This window comes from Arachidicoccus ginsenosidivorans, from assembly GCF_007971385.1.
GTDB lineage: Bacteria > Bacteroidota > Bacteroidia > Chitinophagales > Chitinophagaceae > Arachidicoccus > Arachidicoccus ginsenosidivorans.
Window position 1 is genome coordinate 902,540 of record NZ_CP042434.1, and the last position, 16,341, is coordinate 918,880.

The 16,341-nt window shown below is 42.5% G+C and carries 18 protein-coding genes and 2 pseudogenes; 13 read left to right on the top strand and 7 right to left on the bottom strand.

Annotated features, from left to right (window positions below):
• Window positions 1-70 precede the first annotated feature (70 nt).
• The 3 genes from FSB73_RS23995 (at window position 71) to FSB73_RS03500 (ending at window position 2,320) form a co-directional block, all read left to right on the top strand.
• Window positions 71-244 carry a hypothetical protein gene (locus FSB73_RS23995; protein WP_225974455.1) on the top strand — a complete coding sequence of 58 codons (174 nt, stop codon included), beginning with the start codon at window positions 71-73 and terminating at the stop codon, window positions 242-244.
• Window positions 223-1,002: a tRNA epoxyqueuosine(34) reductase QueG gene (queG, locus tag FSB73_RS03495; protein ID WP_262712480.1), complete on the top strand. Its 780-nt coding sequence runs from the start codon at window positions 223-225 to the stop codon at window positions 1,000-1,002. Before FSB73_RS23995 ends, queG begins: the two co-directional genes overlap by 22 nt.
• A 160-nt stretch (window positions 1,003-1,162) precedes the next feature.
• The gene (locus FSB73_RS03500; protein WP_146780139.1) at window positions 1,163-2,320 is read left to right on the top strand and encodes an acyltransferase family protein; all 1,158 of its coding nucleotides are present in this window, start codon (window positions 1,163-1,165) and stop codon (window positions 2,318-2,320) included.
• 207 nt (window positions 2,321-2,527) lie between these two features.
• Here FSB73_RS03500 and FSB73_RS03505 read toward each other — a convergent pair whose 3' ends face one another.
• The 3 genes and pseudogenes from FSB73_RS03505 to FSB73_RS27405 form a co-directional block, all read right to left on the bottom strand.
• On the bottom strand, window positions 2,528-2,974 hold the full coding sequence (locus FSB73_RS03505; protein ID WP_146780140.1) for a hypothetical protein: 447 nt from the start codon (window positions 2,972-2,974) through the stop codon (window positions 2,528-2,530).
• Window positions 2,962-3,669 (bottom strand): hypothetical protein, encoded by a 708-nt coding sequence (locus FSB73_RS27400; RefSeq protein WP_394344836.1) that lies wholly within the window; start codon window positions 3,667-3,669, stop codon window positions 2,962-2,964. The genes FSB73_RS03505 and FSB73_RS27400 overlap by 13 nt, the downstream gene beginning before the upstream one ends.
• Window positions 3,652-4,651 (bottom strand): annotated as a pseudogene (locus tag FSB73_RS27405) (hypothetical protein); the annotation flags it as partial. The gene FSB73_RS27400 and the pseudogene FSB73_RS27405, both read right to left, overlap by 18 nt.
• 289 nt (window positions 4,652-4,940) lie before the next feature.
• On the opposite strand from FSB73_RS27405, the gene FSB73_RS03525 reads away from it, so the two are divergent.
• Window positions 4,941-5,369, top strand: coding sequence for a CBS domain-containing protein (locus FSB73_RS03525; protein ID WP_146780143.1), 429 nt, complete (start codon window positions 4,941-4,943; stop codon window positions 5,367-5,369).
• 205 nt (window positions 5,370-5,574) lie between these two features.
• Here the strand turns inward: FSB73_RS03525 and FSB73_RS03530 are convergent, their stop codons facing one another.
• A complete protein-coding gene (locus tag FSB73_RS03530; protein ID WP_146780144.1) occupies window positions 5,575-5,973 on the bottom strand; it encodes an STAS domain-containing protein in 399 nt (132 codons plus the stop codon).
• Between the two features lie 203 nt (window positions 5,974-6,176).
• On the opposite strand from FSB73_RS03530, the gene FSB73_RS24000 reads away from it, so the two are divergent.
• From FSB73_RS24000 to FSB73_RS03550, 9 genes and pseudogenes are all read left to right on the top strand, one after another.
• Entirely contained in the window at window positions 6,177-6,425 is a 249-nt protein-coding gene (locus FSB73_RS24000; protein WP_225974456.1) for a Clp protease N-terminal domain-containing protein, read from the top strand.
• Between the two features lie 17 nt (window positions 6,426-6,442).
• On the top strand, window positions 6,443-6,868 hold the full coding sequence (locus FSB73_RS24005) for a Clp protease N-terminal domain-containing protein (protein ID WP_225974457.1): 426 nt from the start codon (window positions 6,443-6,445) through the stop codon (window positions 6,866-6,868).
• 14 nt (window positions 6,869-6,882) lie between these two features.
• Window positions 6,883-7,523 (top strand): annotated as a pseudogene (locus FSB73_RS24010) (AAA family ATPase); the annotation flags it as partial.
• Window positions 7,524-7,535: 12 nt separating this feature from the next.
• On the top strand, window positions 7,536-8,735 hold the full coding sequence (locus tag FSB73_RS24015) for an AAA family ATPase (RefSeq protein WP_394344837.1): 1,200 nt from the start codon (window positions 7,536-7,538) through the stop codon (window positions 8,733-8,735).
• Window positions 8,736-9,002: 267 nt separating this feature from the next.
• Entirely contained in the window at window positions 9,003-9,308 is a 306-nt protein-coding gene (locus FSB73_RS03540; protein ID WP_146780145.1) for a hypothetical protein, read from the top strand.
• A gap of 499 nt (window positions 9,309-9,807) precedes the next feature.
• The gene (locus tag FSB73_RS26230; protein WP_262712482.1) at window positions 9,808-10,626 is read left to right on the top strand and encodes a SulP family inorganic anion transporter; all 819 of its coding nucleotides are present in this window, start codon (window positions 9,808-9,810) and stop codon (window positions 10,624-10,626) included.
• The gene (locus FSB73_RS26235; protein ID WP_262712484.1) at window positions 10,623-11,222 is read left to right on the top strand and encodes a SulP family inorganic anion transporter; all 600 of its coding nucleotides are present in this window, start codon (window positions 10,623-10,625) and stop codon (window positions 11,220-11,222) included. Before FSB73_RS26230 ends, FSB73_RS26235 begins: the two co-directional genes overlap by 4 nt.
• A gap of 74 nt (window positions 11,223-11,296) precedes the next feature.
• Complete coding sequence (locus FSB73_RS24020; RefSeq protein WP_225974459.1) at window positions 11,297-11,497, top strand: hypothetical protein; 201 nt, start codon at window positions 11,297-11,299, stop codon at window positions 11,495-11,497.
• Between the two features lie 55 nt (window positions 11,498-11,552).
• Window positions 11,553-12,242 carry a carbonic anhydrase gene (locus FSB73_RS03550; protein ID WP_146780146.1) on the top strand — a complete coding sequence of 230 codons (690 nt, stop codon included), beginning with the start codon at window positions 11,553-11,555 and terminating at the stop codon, window positions 12,240-12,242.
• Between the two features lie 201 nt (window positions 12,243-12,443).
• Here FSB73_RS03550 and FSB73_RS03555 read toward each other — a convergent pair whose 3' ends face one another.
• The 3 genes from FSB73_RS03555 to FSB73_RS03565 form a co-directional block, all read right to left on the bottom strand.
• Entirely contained in the window at window positions 12,444-13,328 is an 885-nt protein-coding gene (locus FSB73_RS03555) for a Kelch repeat-containing protein (protein ID WP_146780147.1), read from the bottom strand.
• A 296-nt stretch (window positions 13,329-13,624) separates the two neighbouring features.
• Entirely contained in the window at window positions 13,625-14,161 is a 537-nt protein-coding gene (locus FSB73_RS03560; protein WP_146780148.1) for a hypothetical protein, read from the bottom strand.
• 326 nt (window positions 14,162-14,487) lie between these two features.
• The gene (locus FSB73_RS03565) at window positions 14,488-16,335 is read right to left on the bottom strand and encodes a SusD/RagB family nutrient-binding outer membrane lipoprotein (RefSeq protein ID WP_146780149.1); all 1,848 of its coding nucleotides are present in this window, start codon (window positions 16,333-16,335) and stop codon (window positions 14,488-14,490) included.
• Window positions 16,336-16,341 lie beyond the last annotated feature (6 nt).

Sequence of the window (16,341 nt, forward strand, 5' to 3'; positions counted from 1 at the left end):
CGAACCTGGCTGGTGTCAAAAATACCTACTTTACAGGCAATATTCTCTAAAAGACCCTTAATTTTTAATCTTGGACCTGGAGACACGAACCCATATTATTAAAACCATCGCCGCTGAACTGGGCTTTGAGCATTGCGGTATCGCCAAGGCAGTTGCGCTAGATCAGGATGCCAGGCGTCTGGAAGCATGGCTGAATAAGGTATGCATGGCAATATGCATTATATGGAGAACTATTTTGAGCTGAGAACGGATCCAACGAAGCTGGTACCAGGCGCAAAATCAGTTATTACCTTGTTGAAGAATTATTATCCAGATCAGCAGCAAAATGAAGGGAGTCCTAAGATCTCTAAATATGCTTACGGCAATGATTATCACGAAATTATAAGAGCAAGACTGAATGATTTTATTGGTCAACTCAAAGAGAAAATCGGGGAAGTCCATGGCCGGGGTTTTGTGGACAGCGCCCCGGTGCTGGAACGCACCTGGGCCAGTAAAAGCGGCCTTGGCTGGGTAGGCAAAAACGGGATGCTGATCAATAAAGGAGCCGGCTCCTTCCATTTTATCGCCTCCTTAATTATAGACTGGGAGCTGATCTACGATCAGCCCCTGGCTAAAGACTTCTGTGGCAGCTGTACCCGTTGTATTGATGCCTGTCCAACAGATGCCATATTGCCCAATAAAGTTATACAGGGAAATAAATGTATCAGCTATTTTACCATAGAATTAAAGGATTTGCTCTTACCAGGGGAACTTCAGTCCTCTTTCCAGGACTGGGCCTTTGGCTGCGATATTTGTCAGGATGTTTGCCCATGGAACCGGTTTAGTAAACCGCACCATGACGCCGCTTTCACGCCCATTGCTGAGATTCTGGATTTTACCAATGAGCAATGGCTGGATTTGACAGAAGATGCTTTTAAAAAAATCTTTCGCCACTCTCCGCTTAAGCGCTCTAAATACCAGGGCATTATGCGCAACCTGAAATTTATCACTACAGCCCGTTAACTTATTCTTACAAAACAATATAGGCTCCTAATCAGCCAATATCCCGCATTTATAGTATTCTACCATGACCGCATTTGCTCCTGCTAAATAAAATCACGCTGCTTTAGACATCTCACATGACAATTTAGCGTAACTTAACGCAACTTTTAAACCTGATCGTATGCTAAAAAAAGAGCGGTATTACTCCCTGGATGTGTTCCGTGGTATGACGGTAGCCCTGATGATAACCGTAAACAACCCGGGTTCCTGGTCGCATGTCTACGCACCGCTAGATCATGCCCAGTGGGCAGGCTGCACCCCTACCGACCTGGTATTCCCTTTTTTCCTTTTTGTAGTGGGTAATGCCATGGCTTTTGTGATCCCAAGACTCAGGGAGGCGGGCGACAAGGCTTTCTTAAGTAAAGTGATTCGTCGTAGCCTCCTGATTTTTGGCATCGGCTTGTTTTTGAACTGGTTTCCCTTTATCAAATGGGATGGCGACCATATTGTTGCCAAAGGTTGGGAAAACATCCGCATTTTCGGGGTACTTCAACGCATTGCCGTGGCCTATTTATTTGGCTCTCTAATTATTTATTACTGTAAAACCAAAACAGCAATTGCTTTGAGTGTTGCGATACTACTCATCTATTGGTGGCTTTGTTATGTTTTAGGAAGCCCTGGCGATCCATACAGCCTGCAAGGCTGGTTTGGTACAAAAATGGTGGATATCCCGATTTTAGGCACCAACCATATGTATCATGGAGAAGGCGTTCCTTTTGATCCGGAAGGTATCGCCAGCTCAATGGCACCCGTAGTGCAGGTCATTATTGGTTATCTGACCGGGCGTTACATCCGGCTAAAGGGCAAAAGCTATGAAATGGTCACCCATTTATTTGTGGCAGGTGCTTTGTTACTATTTGTTGGGGCATTTTGGGGGCAATTTTTCATTATCAGTAAAAAAATATGGACCAGCACTTTTGTTTTGTTGAGTTCTGGCTGGGCACTTATTATCCTGGCAGTAATCATTTATTTTATAGAGCTTAAGTCCAAGCGCACGTGGCTGGATAAATTCTTTAATGTATTTGGCAAAAATCCATTGTTCATTTTTGTATTGAGCGGACTTCTGCCACGACTTCTATGGATGATCCGCATCCCTGCCGGCACTGAAAACGGTCAACCGGTTTATACCAATCCACTGGCCTGGTTCTATGACCATGTCTGCAAGCCGGTGTTCGCCAACGAATACAACAGTTCACTCCTGTACGCTATTTGTTTTATAGTCTTTATGTGGGTGATTGTCTATTTTATGGACAAGAAAAAAATCTACATCAAGGTTTAGTGTCGGTTGTTCAATCCAATAAATAAAATACTAGCATATTGCCAAAACACCCACCTTAAATAAGTTCTTTCAAGGTGGGTGTTTTGCTATTGTTTATAGTTCTTTTTGCGTTACGCCGTTCTTTTCCTTCAATTATTGAAGATATTTGGCACCGCAATCACTTCTAGGCTTTTGGTCTTGGCATGCAAAGTTCAATTGTTCATAAAATCAATACATCTTGCCACCCTTGCTTTGTAATCCTACCTGGCGTAAGGACGGCCTTTTCTTTGAATTCTCAATAGTAGGTTCAGTCAACAGCTGATCTGGCCCTCCGATCTTTAGATTATCAAAAGAGGCAATCGTTCTTTGGATACCATCAGGAGCGTCCATTGTTATTAGTCCTGCCATTCCTGTTTTATAAGTCGTGTCCAGAACAGCCAATACTGTTTTCCCGTCAATCATACCGCTAATTTGCGCTGTCTTAAATTTAAGGCCCAACCTGTGCCACTGATTGGGTTTGATTCGCGGTAATTTTTTGCTGGCCAGTAACTTTGGTTTTACCTTTTCGTCCTGACTAACTACATAAAGACTGCATATGCCACTGTCAGAGAGCGTCAAATAATATGCATTTGGCTGCACGCCAAATCCATAGCCCGTACCATTTACGCGTCCCATGACCCGGCCGCCCCCTGATTATCTATCATCATATCCACAGACACTTCATAATCTGTCCAATTCGGATCTCCAATAATGGTATAGGGTTCCCATTCGGGCGCCCAGCACTGCGGTTTTTCGGCTAATACCTGTTTTAGGCAGTTGCCCCTTTTGTCAGTACGCAGACTGATTTCAAAGACACCAGCAATATCTGCGGTATAACTTGGCAGATAACCATAAGCCTTGGGATTTTTATATTGATCAAAATTATCCTGATAGGGAAAGGGAAAAGAATGCGCTGACAGTGTATCGGAAAAACTTCCTTTTTGTTGCCCACGGGTAGTCGTTAAAGAATAAATGGCACCTGTATCAAGGGTTATGCTAAAATGGCCGTTTTGCGGCAAAATATCTGTCTGCCGGATAAATTGAGCATGCCAGTCACTTTTCCAAACAGCAAGTGCCCCTCTGGAGAGCCCGCCTTTTATCTCAAAATTTAGCTGCTGCGTCGACTTCGCCCCTCTGGTCTCTATAATAATACTGTAATCTCCTCTATCTGGTACCTTTAGTGTCACATAACTGCCACCTTCTTTTAGCGTATCACAGCCGCCATTGACATATTGCCAGTCGGCGGCTGTAAATTGTCCGTAGTGCGCGTAACCCCATAAGGCCTCTCTTATTTGATAATGACCACTCCAGGGTTGCCTGGCAATTAACATCGGTGGTTGCTGCGAAAAAGGTTCAATGCTATAAGTTGAACCGCATAGATACCAATTCACAATTTTAGTGGCCCCGCTGATGATATAATTTTTATTGAAAGCATCTACAATCCCCAGGGCACAATCAAAACCGTTCAAGTAAACGTGCTCTTCCGTATTCCAGATGGGTTTGTGCAGATCTTTTGCTAGTAATTGTATTGAATCTGGTGCGGGTATTTCTGACAGGGTATGGGCGCTTAAAATGGCTACCGCAGATCTAAGGGTCGTATCTGCTATCATCTTGGTAGCCCAGTCAAATTTATCCTTTTGCCAGTTATCAAAGCCATGGATTTTTACCTGGGCGAGTCCATTATTATTCAGTGTGCGATGCAGCATCTTTACATAGTCTATATTCACACCCCGCTCGTTTCTAAGCCCTATCGCATCAAGGGTCAGCCCGTGAGTGGATTTCAGGCCCTGGATCCATTTGACTACGTAATCACACATATCCTGACTCCAGAATTGATTGTTGCCAATCCACCTGGGCGCACTCCAAACATTCGCATCTAAACTTAGTGCAGGATTTCTTTTTTTGCTTCCCGCATGAGCCACCATTCATATCCTCTGTAATAATTCAGATCGGTTCTGCTGTGCATGTGACTGGGTTCGGACCCTGGGTAGAATTACCGTCACCCGGTACTTCTACCAGCAAAGCGGAAATAGATGCACCAAATTTAGGCTTAAATAGTAAATCCAGAATCTCGTCACGTTGCTTATTGGGATAGTCCTTTAACAATACAGAGGTTCCTCCACCGCCACTGACTGCACCTATCCCGTCAAAACGCTTCCCCCCGGCTTTGCCATTAATTACAATGGATTGCGCAAATGAGCCTGATAAGGCCGAAAAAACCATAATTACTATCATAAATTCTCTGAAATACAAGCGCTTATATCGATTAAAATGGCTGCCACAGCTATTTTTTTGAAGTATAATTCTGATCATAATATATTACCAGTTTGCTGAGCGTAAATTTACACTGCAAATTTGGTATGAAAAGCTTTCAAATCAACTAATTTGAGGTTATTTACTCATCTGCAGTACATTTTAGTATTGCCAGGGTGGCTTACCAGGCCACCTTAAGTGCTTACCATATCCATGAAACCCCCAAGAAAATTTAAACATTGCACGATTTTTTCCACAAAAAAGTCTAAATTTAGCGTAACAATAAACATTGAGCACACAGATATGTAACCCTTTCTAATTGGCCTTTAAACCTGTAAAATTGTATTTTATGAAAACAGTCCAGTTTATCCTGAACCAAAAACCAGATGTTCTTTATTCAGTAACCAAGGACAGTTCCGTATATAACGCGCTGGAACTTATGATGGACAAAAACATCAGTGCACTGCTCGTTATGGATGGCGAGGAGTTGCAGGGAATATTTACCGAAAGGGATTATGCCAGAAAGGTGATTTTACAAGGTAAAGCTTCAAAAACTACCTCTATGGCAGAGGTAATGACAGACAGTGTCATTACGGTGACACCTTCACAACAGGTTGAACATTGCATGGCCATTATGACCGAAAAACACATTCGACATCTACCTGTAGCAGAAAATGGTAAAATTGTGGGTTTTATTTCCATTGGGGATTTGGTACGGCATGTCATAGAAGACCAAAAATCAACCATAGAACACCTGCAAAGTTACATCAGCAGTTAGCATCCTGTTAATACTGACCTGCTAGCACGTCAGGTTTGAATAAAACGAGACTGACAAAAATGTAGTATATCTTTAGAAAGGAGCTCTCTTTACTGAGCAATTGACGCTTTATTTAATAGCGAATAACAAATCGGTAAAAAATATACTTAATTGATTATCAATCATATTTTATCAATTGTCAGAAGTTTTTACAAACTATTTGTTATTATTCGTCCATATTATCTTGCTCCATTTCCTCTCCAAAGAGTTCACGTTCAATTTCTTCCATCTGTACGATGTCCCAGGCCTCACTTTCAGTTGGGGTAATCTGAAAGACATCGATCAGATCCAGGCCCTGCATGGCGGATTTAACCGCCGGGTTCACGCCGTAGAAAACCAGCGAGGCCTGATTTTTTTGACATAACTGCAACAGGGTTGCCAGCTCAACGAGCGCCTGTTCATCGGCATTTGCAACACCGGTCATATCAATTATGGCGTTTTTTGTTGCGGTTCCAAACTGATGGGTAATGAGACTTATGATCTCTTCTGCCATTATTACAGACAATTCAGGGGTATTTGGGCGTAAAACCTGAAATTTTTCTTTGGTATCAACTTTGATTTTCATTCTATGTGCAAAATTAAGTAACCTTCCTTGATTTTAAGAGTCAAAGATAAAATCTTAAAGAAGACTTGAGTTCTATTTTTATTTTCCGGCCATCAAATATTTAAAGATTTATATAGCAATTTTCAACAAACCGCCGTACCTTACCGATAGAAACCCATAGTGTTCTGGCATTTAATCATATCACGCAACAACAACCTACAATTATGGACAGTAACTTCTCACCACAAGTAAAAGAAATAATCACCTTCAGCCGTGAAGAAGCTTTAAGGCTGGGCAATGATTTTATTGGGACAGAACATCTGTTATTAGGACTGATCAGAGAAGGCGACAGTGCGGCCATCCGTATTCTAAAACAGCTCAATGTAGACCTTTTTGAACTCCGCAAAGAGATTGAATTGGCCGTTAAGGATAAAACTGGCAAAAATATAGGCGACATCAATTCCCTGCCCTGACAAAACAGGCAGAAAAAGTGATCCGCATTACTGTTTTGGAGGCCAAATCTTTGAAAAGCCCGCAGATTGAGACAGAACACCTAATGCTCTCCATCCTGAAAAACAGAGAAAATATTGCTACTCAAATCTTAAATCAATTTGATGTAGACTATGATCTTTTTCGCTCAGAAATCGGTATCGTCCGCGATCCGGATGCTACTAGGGCTGAGTATGAAGAACATGAAGAGGATTTTGATGACGAAAAGCGAAGTTTTGGTCCGCAGCGTCCGCAGCGACCTGCTGCAGGTAACGCCAAGAGCCGCACACCTGCCCTGGATAATTTCGGCAGAGATATAACCCGACTGGCAGAAACGGGTCAGCTGGATCCCATCGTGGGACGGGAAACTGAAATTGAAAGAGTCTCGCAGATCCTTTCCAGAAGGAAGAAAACAACCCGATTTTAATCGGTGAGCCCGGCGTGGGTAAGACCGCTATCGTAGAAGGATTAGCCCTGCGCATTGTACAACGAAAAGTCAGCCGTGTCCTTTTTGACAAAAGAGTCATTTCGCTGGATTTACCTGCTCTGGTCGCTGGTACTAAATACAGGGGGCAATTTGAAGAACGCATGAAATCCATCATGAATGAGATGGAAAAAAATAAGGATATTATCTTATTTATTGATGAGATCCATACGATTGTGGGTGCCGGCGGAGCCAGTGGCTCTCTGGATGCCAGCAATATTTTCAAACCAGCACTCGCCAGAGGGGATCTGCAATGCATTGGCGCCAGTACTCTGGATGAATACAGAAATTATATTGAGAAGGACGGTGCACTGGATAGAAGATTCCAAAAAGTGCTCATCGAACCACCAAGTGTGGAAGAGACCATTCAGATCCTGAATAATATCAAAAGCAAATACGAAGATTACCACAGTGTCACTTATGATCCTGAGGCCATCACTGCCTGTGTAAAACTCAGTGATCGTTATATGACTGACAGGCTTTTGCCTGACAAGGCCATTGATGTTTGGATGAAGTGGGTGCCCGCGTGCATTTAAAAAACATCAATGTTCCTGAAAGTATGCTGGATCTTGAAAAGAAAATCGAAGAGATCAAGCTGGAGAAAAACAAAGTGGTCAAAAACCAACGGTTTGAGGAAGCGGCTACTTTAAGAGATAAAGAAAAGAAACTGGGTGAAGAGCTGGAAAAAGCAAAGGCAGACTGGGAAGAAGAAAGCAAAAACAAACGCTATCCCATTACCGAGGACGCCATTGCGGAGGTAATCTCTATGATGACTGGCATCCCTGTAAAACGCATGGTGCAGGCAGAAACAGAAAAGCTGCGTAAGATGCACGATGATATGAGTCAGATGGTTATCGGACAGGACGATGCTATAACAAAAGTAGTGAAGGCCATTCAGCGTAACCGTGTCGGTCTGAAAGACCCACGCAAACCAATTGGTAGCTTTATCTTTTTAGGACCAACAGGCGTCGGTAAGACTGAGCTGGCCCGCTCGCTGGCCAGACACCTGTTTGACTCTGAAGATGCGCTTATCCGTATTGACATGAGTGAATACATGGAAAAATTCTCTGTCAGCCGTTTAATTGGTGCCCCTCCCGGCTATGTTGGCTATGAAGAAGGCGGCCAGTTAACCGAAAAAGTTCGCCGTAAACCTTATAGTGTCATCCTGCTCGATGAAATTGAAAAGGCGCACCCTGATATCTACAATATCCTATTACAGGTATTGGATGATGGTGTACTGACCGATGGCCTGGGTAGAAAGATCGACTTTAAGAATACACTGATCATTATGACTTCTAACATTGGGGTTCGCCAGTTAAAGGAATTCGGTGACGGGGTTGGTTTTGCAACGGCCTCCAGAGTGGAAAATCAGGCAGAGAACAACAAGGCTGTGATCGAAAAAGCCCTGAAAAGAACCTTCTCTCCTGAGTTCCTGAACCGTATTGACGACGTTGTGATCTTCAACTCGCTGACAAAGGAAAATATCTTCTCTATTATCGATATTTTAATGGAAAAGGTATATGCAAGACTCAAAAACCTTGGCCTGCAACTTGACATCACAGAAGAGGCCAAGACCTATATCGCAGAGAAAGGCTATGATATTCAGTTTGGAGCAAGACCACTACAAAGGTCCATCCAAAAATATCTGGAAGATCCTTTGGCTGAAGAGATTTTAAATCATAAGGTCACAGAAGGAGATCAATTGGTCGCACATTTTGACAAGGAGAAATCTGCCATCTACTTTGAGATTAAGAAAAAAACAAAACCCAAAGCAGAGGGTAGTCAAAAGGAGCCTAAGGCTGAATCTTAAATATCAACCTTTATAATACATTTAATCAGGGCAACAGTTAATTAAATAACTGTTGCTCTTTTTTTTGCATCACCTATCTAGTTGGAACAATGTAGTTACCCATATTAAATGTTTATCAGCCCATACCTTTATTCTATTGCCTAATGGCCCTATGATCAACAAGGATTTGTCACAGAACTATCAGATTTTTATAATTTCACTGTGTTTTCAGATAGGATTAACAGTTTTTCCCACCACATTCTTTAGTCCTTTTCTATTTTTACATCAGTGAAATTAAAATTAGTCTCCATATTATTACTATTGGTCTTTATGGTCCAGATCCTCCCGATGAAGGAGGTTGCCTCGCTTTTGACCAGTGGGCAGATGACCGAGGACATCCATGATATGGGAGCTAAAAAACAAAATCCCAATGAAGAGGTTCATAAAAAACTCTTCTTCTATGCCACTTTACTTCCTACTGACCATAATGGACTACATCAAGCAAACGCACTGCATGTACCCAGTGATGAAGCCCTGATCAATAATTTGCTACAGGAAGTCTTGATTCAGCCGCCCGATCTAATGATTGCTTAATGGCATAACAATGACATCATTCTGACATATTTTATTTTCAATGGTAGTATTAGTAAGGCCTCTTTTTGCTGTTTAATACAAAGGCGAAGGCTGTTTTGAATTTCACCATACTCGTCTGACCAGTTACATGCCTGGCCCTTAATTTAGGAAAGGTAAAAACTATTCGCTGGAAGAAAATAAAATCCAGTATCAGCCTGTCTACCTCTACCGGAACTGTTATTATTGCATGTAGTGCAATCAATACATGTTAGAAGACGGTGCACCGTTGTTCACCCAAATTACCCTTATTTTATTAGGATACTTATCTGTGCAGCTATGTGCGCCAGGCTACTAGCTAAGCCTAATTGCTAGCGCCAACTTAGCTATTAATGCAGGTTTTTGGAACCTACTGGCCATCTTTTGTCCATATTCAAACCAATGCACGAAGTAAATAACGTTCTGGCAGCTGGCAGAATATCCTGGCCAGTAATTACGCTGAACCAACTTATTAATAATTTTTATGAAACAAAATAGATCATCTTCAACATCATCTTCCACATCACCCTCCACAGTCTTTTCCTTTCTGAAAAAAGATCTGATCGCGGGATTGATTGTATTTTTAATTGCCTTGCCCCTCTGTCTGGGTATTGCTCAAGCTTCCAATGTCCCGCTATTTGCAGGGATTGTTTCAGGGATCATCGGTGGTATCGTCATTGGACTAATGAGCGGCAGCACTTTTAGTGTGAGCGGTCCTGCAGCTGGCCTGGTAGCCATTATAATAGGCGCCATGGAAGAGTTAGGCGCTTTTGAAATCCTGCTATGCGCAACGCTGCTGGCAGGTGTTTTTCAATTGCTACTTGGTTTTGCCAAGGCAGGCACATTTGCCAATTTCTTTCCCTCCAGTGTCATTGAAGGTATGCTGGCAGGTATCGGCCTCACCATTATTTTTAAGCAATTACCAGACGCCGTAGGGTTTCATGGAGAGCTCTTAGGGCTACAGGACGCCGAAAGAGGTATTAATTTATCTTCACTTGCGGGTATTACTGATAACCTCCACTTTGGAGCTGTTATCATTTCTGTTGTCTGTCTGGGCATCCTGATACTCTGGCAGACAAAGCTTCCGGGCAAGGCAAAACTAATTCCGGCTGGCTTGTTGGTTGTTTTAATAGGAACCGGCCTGCACCTGCTTTTTCAAACCTCTGCAGACAAGCTTGCATTACAGCAAGAGTACCTGGTTCATTTAAGCATCCCAACGTCCTTCAAGGATTTTGCACAGCAATTCGCCACACCTGATTTTTCAGGCTTTTTAAATCCGCAGGTCTGGCGCTATGGGCAGTGATTGCAATTGTTGCCTCCATTGAGACCCTGCTTTGTATTGAAGCCACGGATAAGCTGGACCCACTCAAAAGAAACACTTCTGGCAACAGAGAGCTGAAAGCACAGGGTATTGGCAATATCCTCAGTGGCCTGATTGGCGGTCTGCCAATTACTTCAGTCATCGTACGTTCCAGTGCGAATCTGAATTCCGGGGCAAAGACCAGGCTCTCTACCATCGTACATGGATCCTTACTTTTGATCTGTGTGGCCACTATACCGGCCATTTTGAACCTGATTCCAAAAGCAGCGCTGGCAGCTATTTTAATTTTTACTGGTTATCGACTGGCAAGACCCTCTATTTTCAGGCATATGTACAAAGTGGGCCCAACAGAGTTTATTCCTTTTGTGGTGACCGCCATCGCCGTGGCTGTTCCTTTCCTGGGTTTACTTAAAGGGGTAGCATTGGGCTTTGTCATCAATATTTTCTATCTATTGCGTGGTAATATGCGGATTCCTTATTATTACCGTCGCATCCAGTCTAAAAACGGGGATGCCATTACGCTTAGACTGGCGCAGGAGGTCTCCTTTCTGAACAAGGGCAGCATTAAAAAACTTTAGATGCTTTTTCGCAGGGCAGCACAATTATTATAGATGCCACCGATAGCGCTTATATTGATTATGACGTATTAGAAGTGATCAGAGAGTTCCATGACGTAAAGGCAAGAGAAAAAGGCATTACCGTGTCGCTTGTCGGATTTAAAAACAGTTACAGGATCCCGGAAGGCAGTCGGGTAAACTACCTCATGAATGAACTGGACCAGGATCAGGAGGCCAGGCGTTCGGCAGGCAAGCACACCAAATTGCTGGATGAGCTGAAAGTCGTCTCAGTTTAACCAAGGCTGAATTCGACGTACAATTTAAATTATGTAAACAGTAAAATTAACACCCATGAATAGTCAACCCAGTATCAATAAGACCACACAAATCAAAAATCCGGGTCAAATACTACAAATCCTTCAAACAGGCAACCAACGGTTTATGGCAAACAGCCGGTTAAACAGAGACCATCACAGTGGCATTGATGCCACCAAAAATGGACAACAACCTATTGCAGCTGTACTTAGCTGCATGGATTCCAGGGTCGCTGCAGAACTGGTCTTTGACCAGGGAATAGGTGACATATTTAATATTCGGATCGCAGGCAATGTCATTACCCCTGAAGTGCTGGGCTCACTGGAATATGCAGTAGCGGTAACCGGCACACCCGTTATCCTGATCCTGGGTCACACCGGCTGCGGTGCCATTGGCGGTGCCTGTGATCAGGTAAGTCTGGGCAATCTGACGGGGCTGCTGGAAAAAATCCAGCCAGCGATTTTAGCCGAAAAAACGGAGCAGCATAACCGCAGTAGCCAAAATCCTGATTTTGTACGTAAAGTCACTTTATTGCACATGGAAAATGTGCTCAAAGAAATGCTAGAGCAAAGCGAGGTAATCCAGGTTGCTGTCACTGAAAACAGGTTACTGGTCACCACTGCCATTTATGATGTCAGCTCTGGCGAGGTCACTTTTCTGGCGGGCAAGATGGATTTGGAGGTCAATAACGACTGCCCAAAAATTAAAAATAGTCCTGTTATATAGGCAGCGATAGCAAGCGATAGGCTCAAAAGATAATAATAATCTTTGTTTAGTGATGTTTAAATAGTAGGCAGGCGCGTAATAATAATATTGCGCGTCTGTCTTATTTATCTTTATTGAAGGCTATTAACAGCCAACCATAAATAATATCAAAGCCGATATGTATATCTACGATTGGATTTCTGGGAAACAAAAAGCTGTCATCTATGGGTTTAATGTAAAAATAACCGCAACGTCTGTGCCTCCCTTTTTCTCAATTACCCCACCCGCAAAAATGGCCGTCTTCCCCCATGCAGCCGCAGCAAACCTTGTTCTAGATTGGCTTAAAGAGGCAGTTGACCAACTATTTTGACTTACATCATAGATATCTACTGTACTTGAATAGCCAGAATTATTTTCTCCGCCTGCAAAAATAATCTTGTTACCACATGCGGTGGCAGTTAAGTGATCTCTCGCTTCACTTAGATGCATAACCGTCCATTTGTCTGTTTTTATATCATACAAATCAACAGTGGAACTATACCCCGAAGAGCCAAAACCTCCGGCAAACAAGATTTTACTACCTGCTGCCGCGGCGGCCAGAAGCCCCCTGGCTTCGCTAAGATGAGCAGTAGACCATTTGCCCAAATTTGTATTATAAATATCAACTTCATCAGTATAACCTCCAACGTAAAACAAACATCCACCCCCAAAAGCAATCTTATTACCGATGCCAGCCCCAGCCAATAAACAACGACCTTTACTTAAGGCACTTTGGGTCCATTTATCGGTCTTTACATCATAAATATCAGCTTCAGAAATTATTTGACTGTTAAAAAAATTAATTCCTCCAGCAAAGATTATCTTATTGCCCGCAGCTCCTGCTGCAAGATAGGTACCTTTTACTTTCACAGCCTCCGAAGTCCATGTTCTACTTTTTGTATTGTAAATTTCTGCAATGGACGGGGTGGTCATATTGTACAAGGCTCCACCTGCAACCACAATTTTATTTCCTGCTCCCGCGGCCCCAAGCCCAAAACGCGGTTCCTGCAGGAATGTAGTTGACCAGGAATTAGATCCACTTGTATAAATATCTACTATTGCAGACACACCCTTTTTGAGTCATTTGTACCGCCAGCAAAAAGTAAAGTTCAATCTGCAGCCGCACCGCACAAATCTGCTCTACGTTCAGAAAGATAATCCGTCTCAGTAAAAGTCAGTTGCTTATATACTGGAGCTGGTGTATTGTGGTGTTTATTGCAACTGCAGATCAGCGGTGTAGTGGCCAGCAGTACTAATCTGGTAAAGTAATTTTCATGGTTTTATAATTTTATCGGCATAATATATATATGCTAGTTGTTAGAATAATGTTCGTTAAACGCAACAATCTCGATAACCAACTGAACTTACTGCTTTTTTGCATTTTTCGAGTTCTTTTTAGTCGTATTACTATTTTTATTGATTTCTATTTGTTTACTATTGGCTTTGGGCGGTAGCGGTTGTTGATTAATGGTTTTGGTAGCACCCTTTTGGGAGACTTTGGTCTTTCGGAGTTTGCGCCCATTGGTAGAAGCGTTGGTAGTGCCGTTGGTCACAGTAGACCAGGAAATTCTCTTTCTGGGATTTAAAGGCCCATGTAAAGAGTCTTTTTTGGGATGCTTAAAATTCCCTCGGTGTTTTTTAGGAGGGCTTGTAAGATGAATACCTCCTTGATTTGGAGCAGCAGGCAATCCGCTCACCAGGTTAGTTTTTGCCTTCTTTTCCGGGGCTTTGCCTTTAAAAGGCGGCAGTTTGGTTTTCAAACTTACTTTTCGCTCATTTTTGATCGCCTTATTGGGCTTACCGATTTTTAGCTGGGAGTAGCCAACCTGTGGATTAAATAAAATCATCATAGCTAACAATAGTATATTAATCACAGAAATAAACATCAGGTTCTTTTTCATAATAAACGTTTTATGAGTGGGTCAAACAGGTAACCGCTGGGCATCTGGGAAACTTACTTTTTTGCGTCCAAACGCAACATAAAATTCTTAAAAAGCCTGGGCGGATACAATCGCATATTCATGTGATTTTATACGCCAGGTCATTATTAAGGCCAGCTGGAATAAATTGGGCGCAGTACTTCTTTCTTCATTTTGGCTATTAAGGCTCAAAATAGAGAAGACCCGCCTAAAGGCGGGTCTTTCTAGTTGGTTGCGGCTAAGTGTTACCAAAATCATCCAATCAATAAAACAACTTACATCTTTCTATAAACATCTTATTCATTTCACTATTTCTTATCCCACCAAGTCCTGCCATAAGTAGCTTTCCCATCTACACCATAGTCGGGATTTTGCGAAATCATCATTTGAAGTGCTTGATCAAAATTATTTTCATTCAGATTTGCGCCAGTTGTTCCTATTACAAAGCCTGCTCTTCGAGGAATGGTCAGGACATCATTTGAAGTGCTTTGCAGTTTCTCCAAATAAGCAACCCCGCTCCCATCACCAATCTGATTTGTACCACTGGGATTAAAAGTAGAAAACGCTGGATAACCTGTGCGTTTCCACATGGCCCATGCTTCTTCTGGATTGGCCAAAAACTCCACCCATGACTGGGAATAGATGCTTGTTAAACCATTATATGGATATCTGCTAAGGTAATCCCCTAACTGACAGGTATCTGCTTTAGGCACTGCGGTCTGCACGCCCACCGTTTTATACTCATCGAAAGATGCTTTTACACCCTTATTATACCACTCAGCTGCAGTGGAACCCAGTCCATTACCTCCCTTTGCAGCAATCTCAGCCATCATAAAACAGGTTTCTGCATACGTTAGGAACAGCGGTCTCATAAATATATCATCGGAAGCCTGGTTATATGTTTCATCAGTATGAATGACATCTCCAGGTTGGTTATTAAATCCGCCAAAACCACCATTTTTCAAAAATATCCTTGTCTGAATTCTGCTTAAGTAATCCAGCGTTGTTGTGGTACTTCCATTTACCGCAGTTGTAAGGGAAAATGTGTGGCTTCTGGGTAGCCCTGTCCATCCAAATGCGGTATTGGCATTAGCAGCTGGAAAAGCATGCCCACCAAAATACCTGGACGGATCATTCTGCGAGACTGAATCCACGGTAGCGATGGAGCTTGCAGTACCATTTTGTTTGACCCTGGTGTATTTAACGGCATTATCCCCCCAGTCGTTTTGGCGAACCATTAAAGGCAAACGAGGATCCTTTGTGGATTTCAAAAATTCAACAAATGCATAAGACGCATTATAATTGATAAACAAATTATTAATATCATCAACATTACTATCCCATCCTCTTGGCTGTGTGTAACCAAATGAGCCGTCATTGCTTGAGATAATAGAATCAGCAAAATTAGCATGAATGTCATTTAGGACAGCTGCCAAATTTGCTGCGTCCCGCTTTTCGTATCGCTGGGCGATTTTTATACGTAACGTATTAGCGAAATTTTGCCAATGCTGAATATTGCCCCCATAGAAAAAGTCTTGTTGCCCCAGGTCAACTTGACCTGGTTTATCCGCCTTTAAGATGGTAGCGGCTACCTTTAAAGTCGAGTCAAAAGATTTATAAAGTGTCTGCTCAAAATCATAAGCTGGCAACGGGTACTGCACATCATCGAAAGCCTGATTATATGGAATCGCTCCTACCGCATCGGAAACACGCCACGCTTCATAGGTCTTTACGATCTCACAAATAGCCTTTAGGTTATCATAAGTATCTTTTTGATCAGCTGACATGGCATCTATTTTTTCTATAGTGCGCTGCATACCAAACCCGATGGTATTAAAAAAGGTATTATAATAAGCAAAGGGAGGCACCGGACCACCTGTCGTCTGACCAGGCTTCCAATAGGTATCGGCATTTGCGCCTCCATCTGGTACGATATACTGCATATACTGTAAATAAGTATATCTATTGATAAGATCAGATCGGCCCGATAAATTAAAATTAGCGGTATAGTTTGTGAATAGATATTCCGGCCTGGTATCAGGTAAGGAATTCGGGTTCGTATTTAATGACGTTAGATGTTTTTGACAAGACTGCGCAAATAAGGCAATAGCCGCAGTTAACAGACATCCAGTCAAATATTTTCTTGTCGATTTCATTTTGAT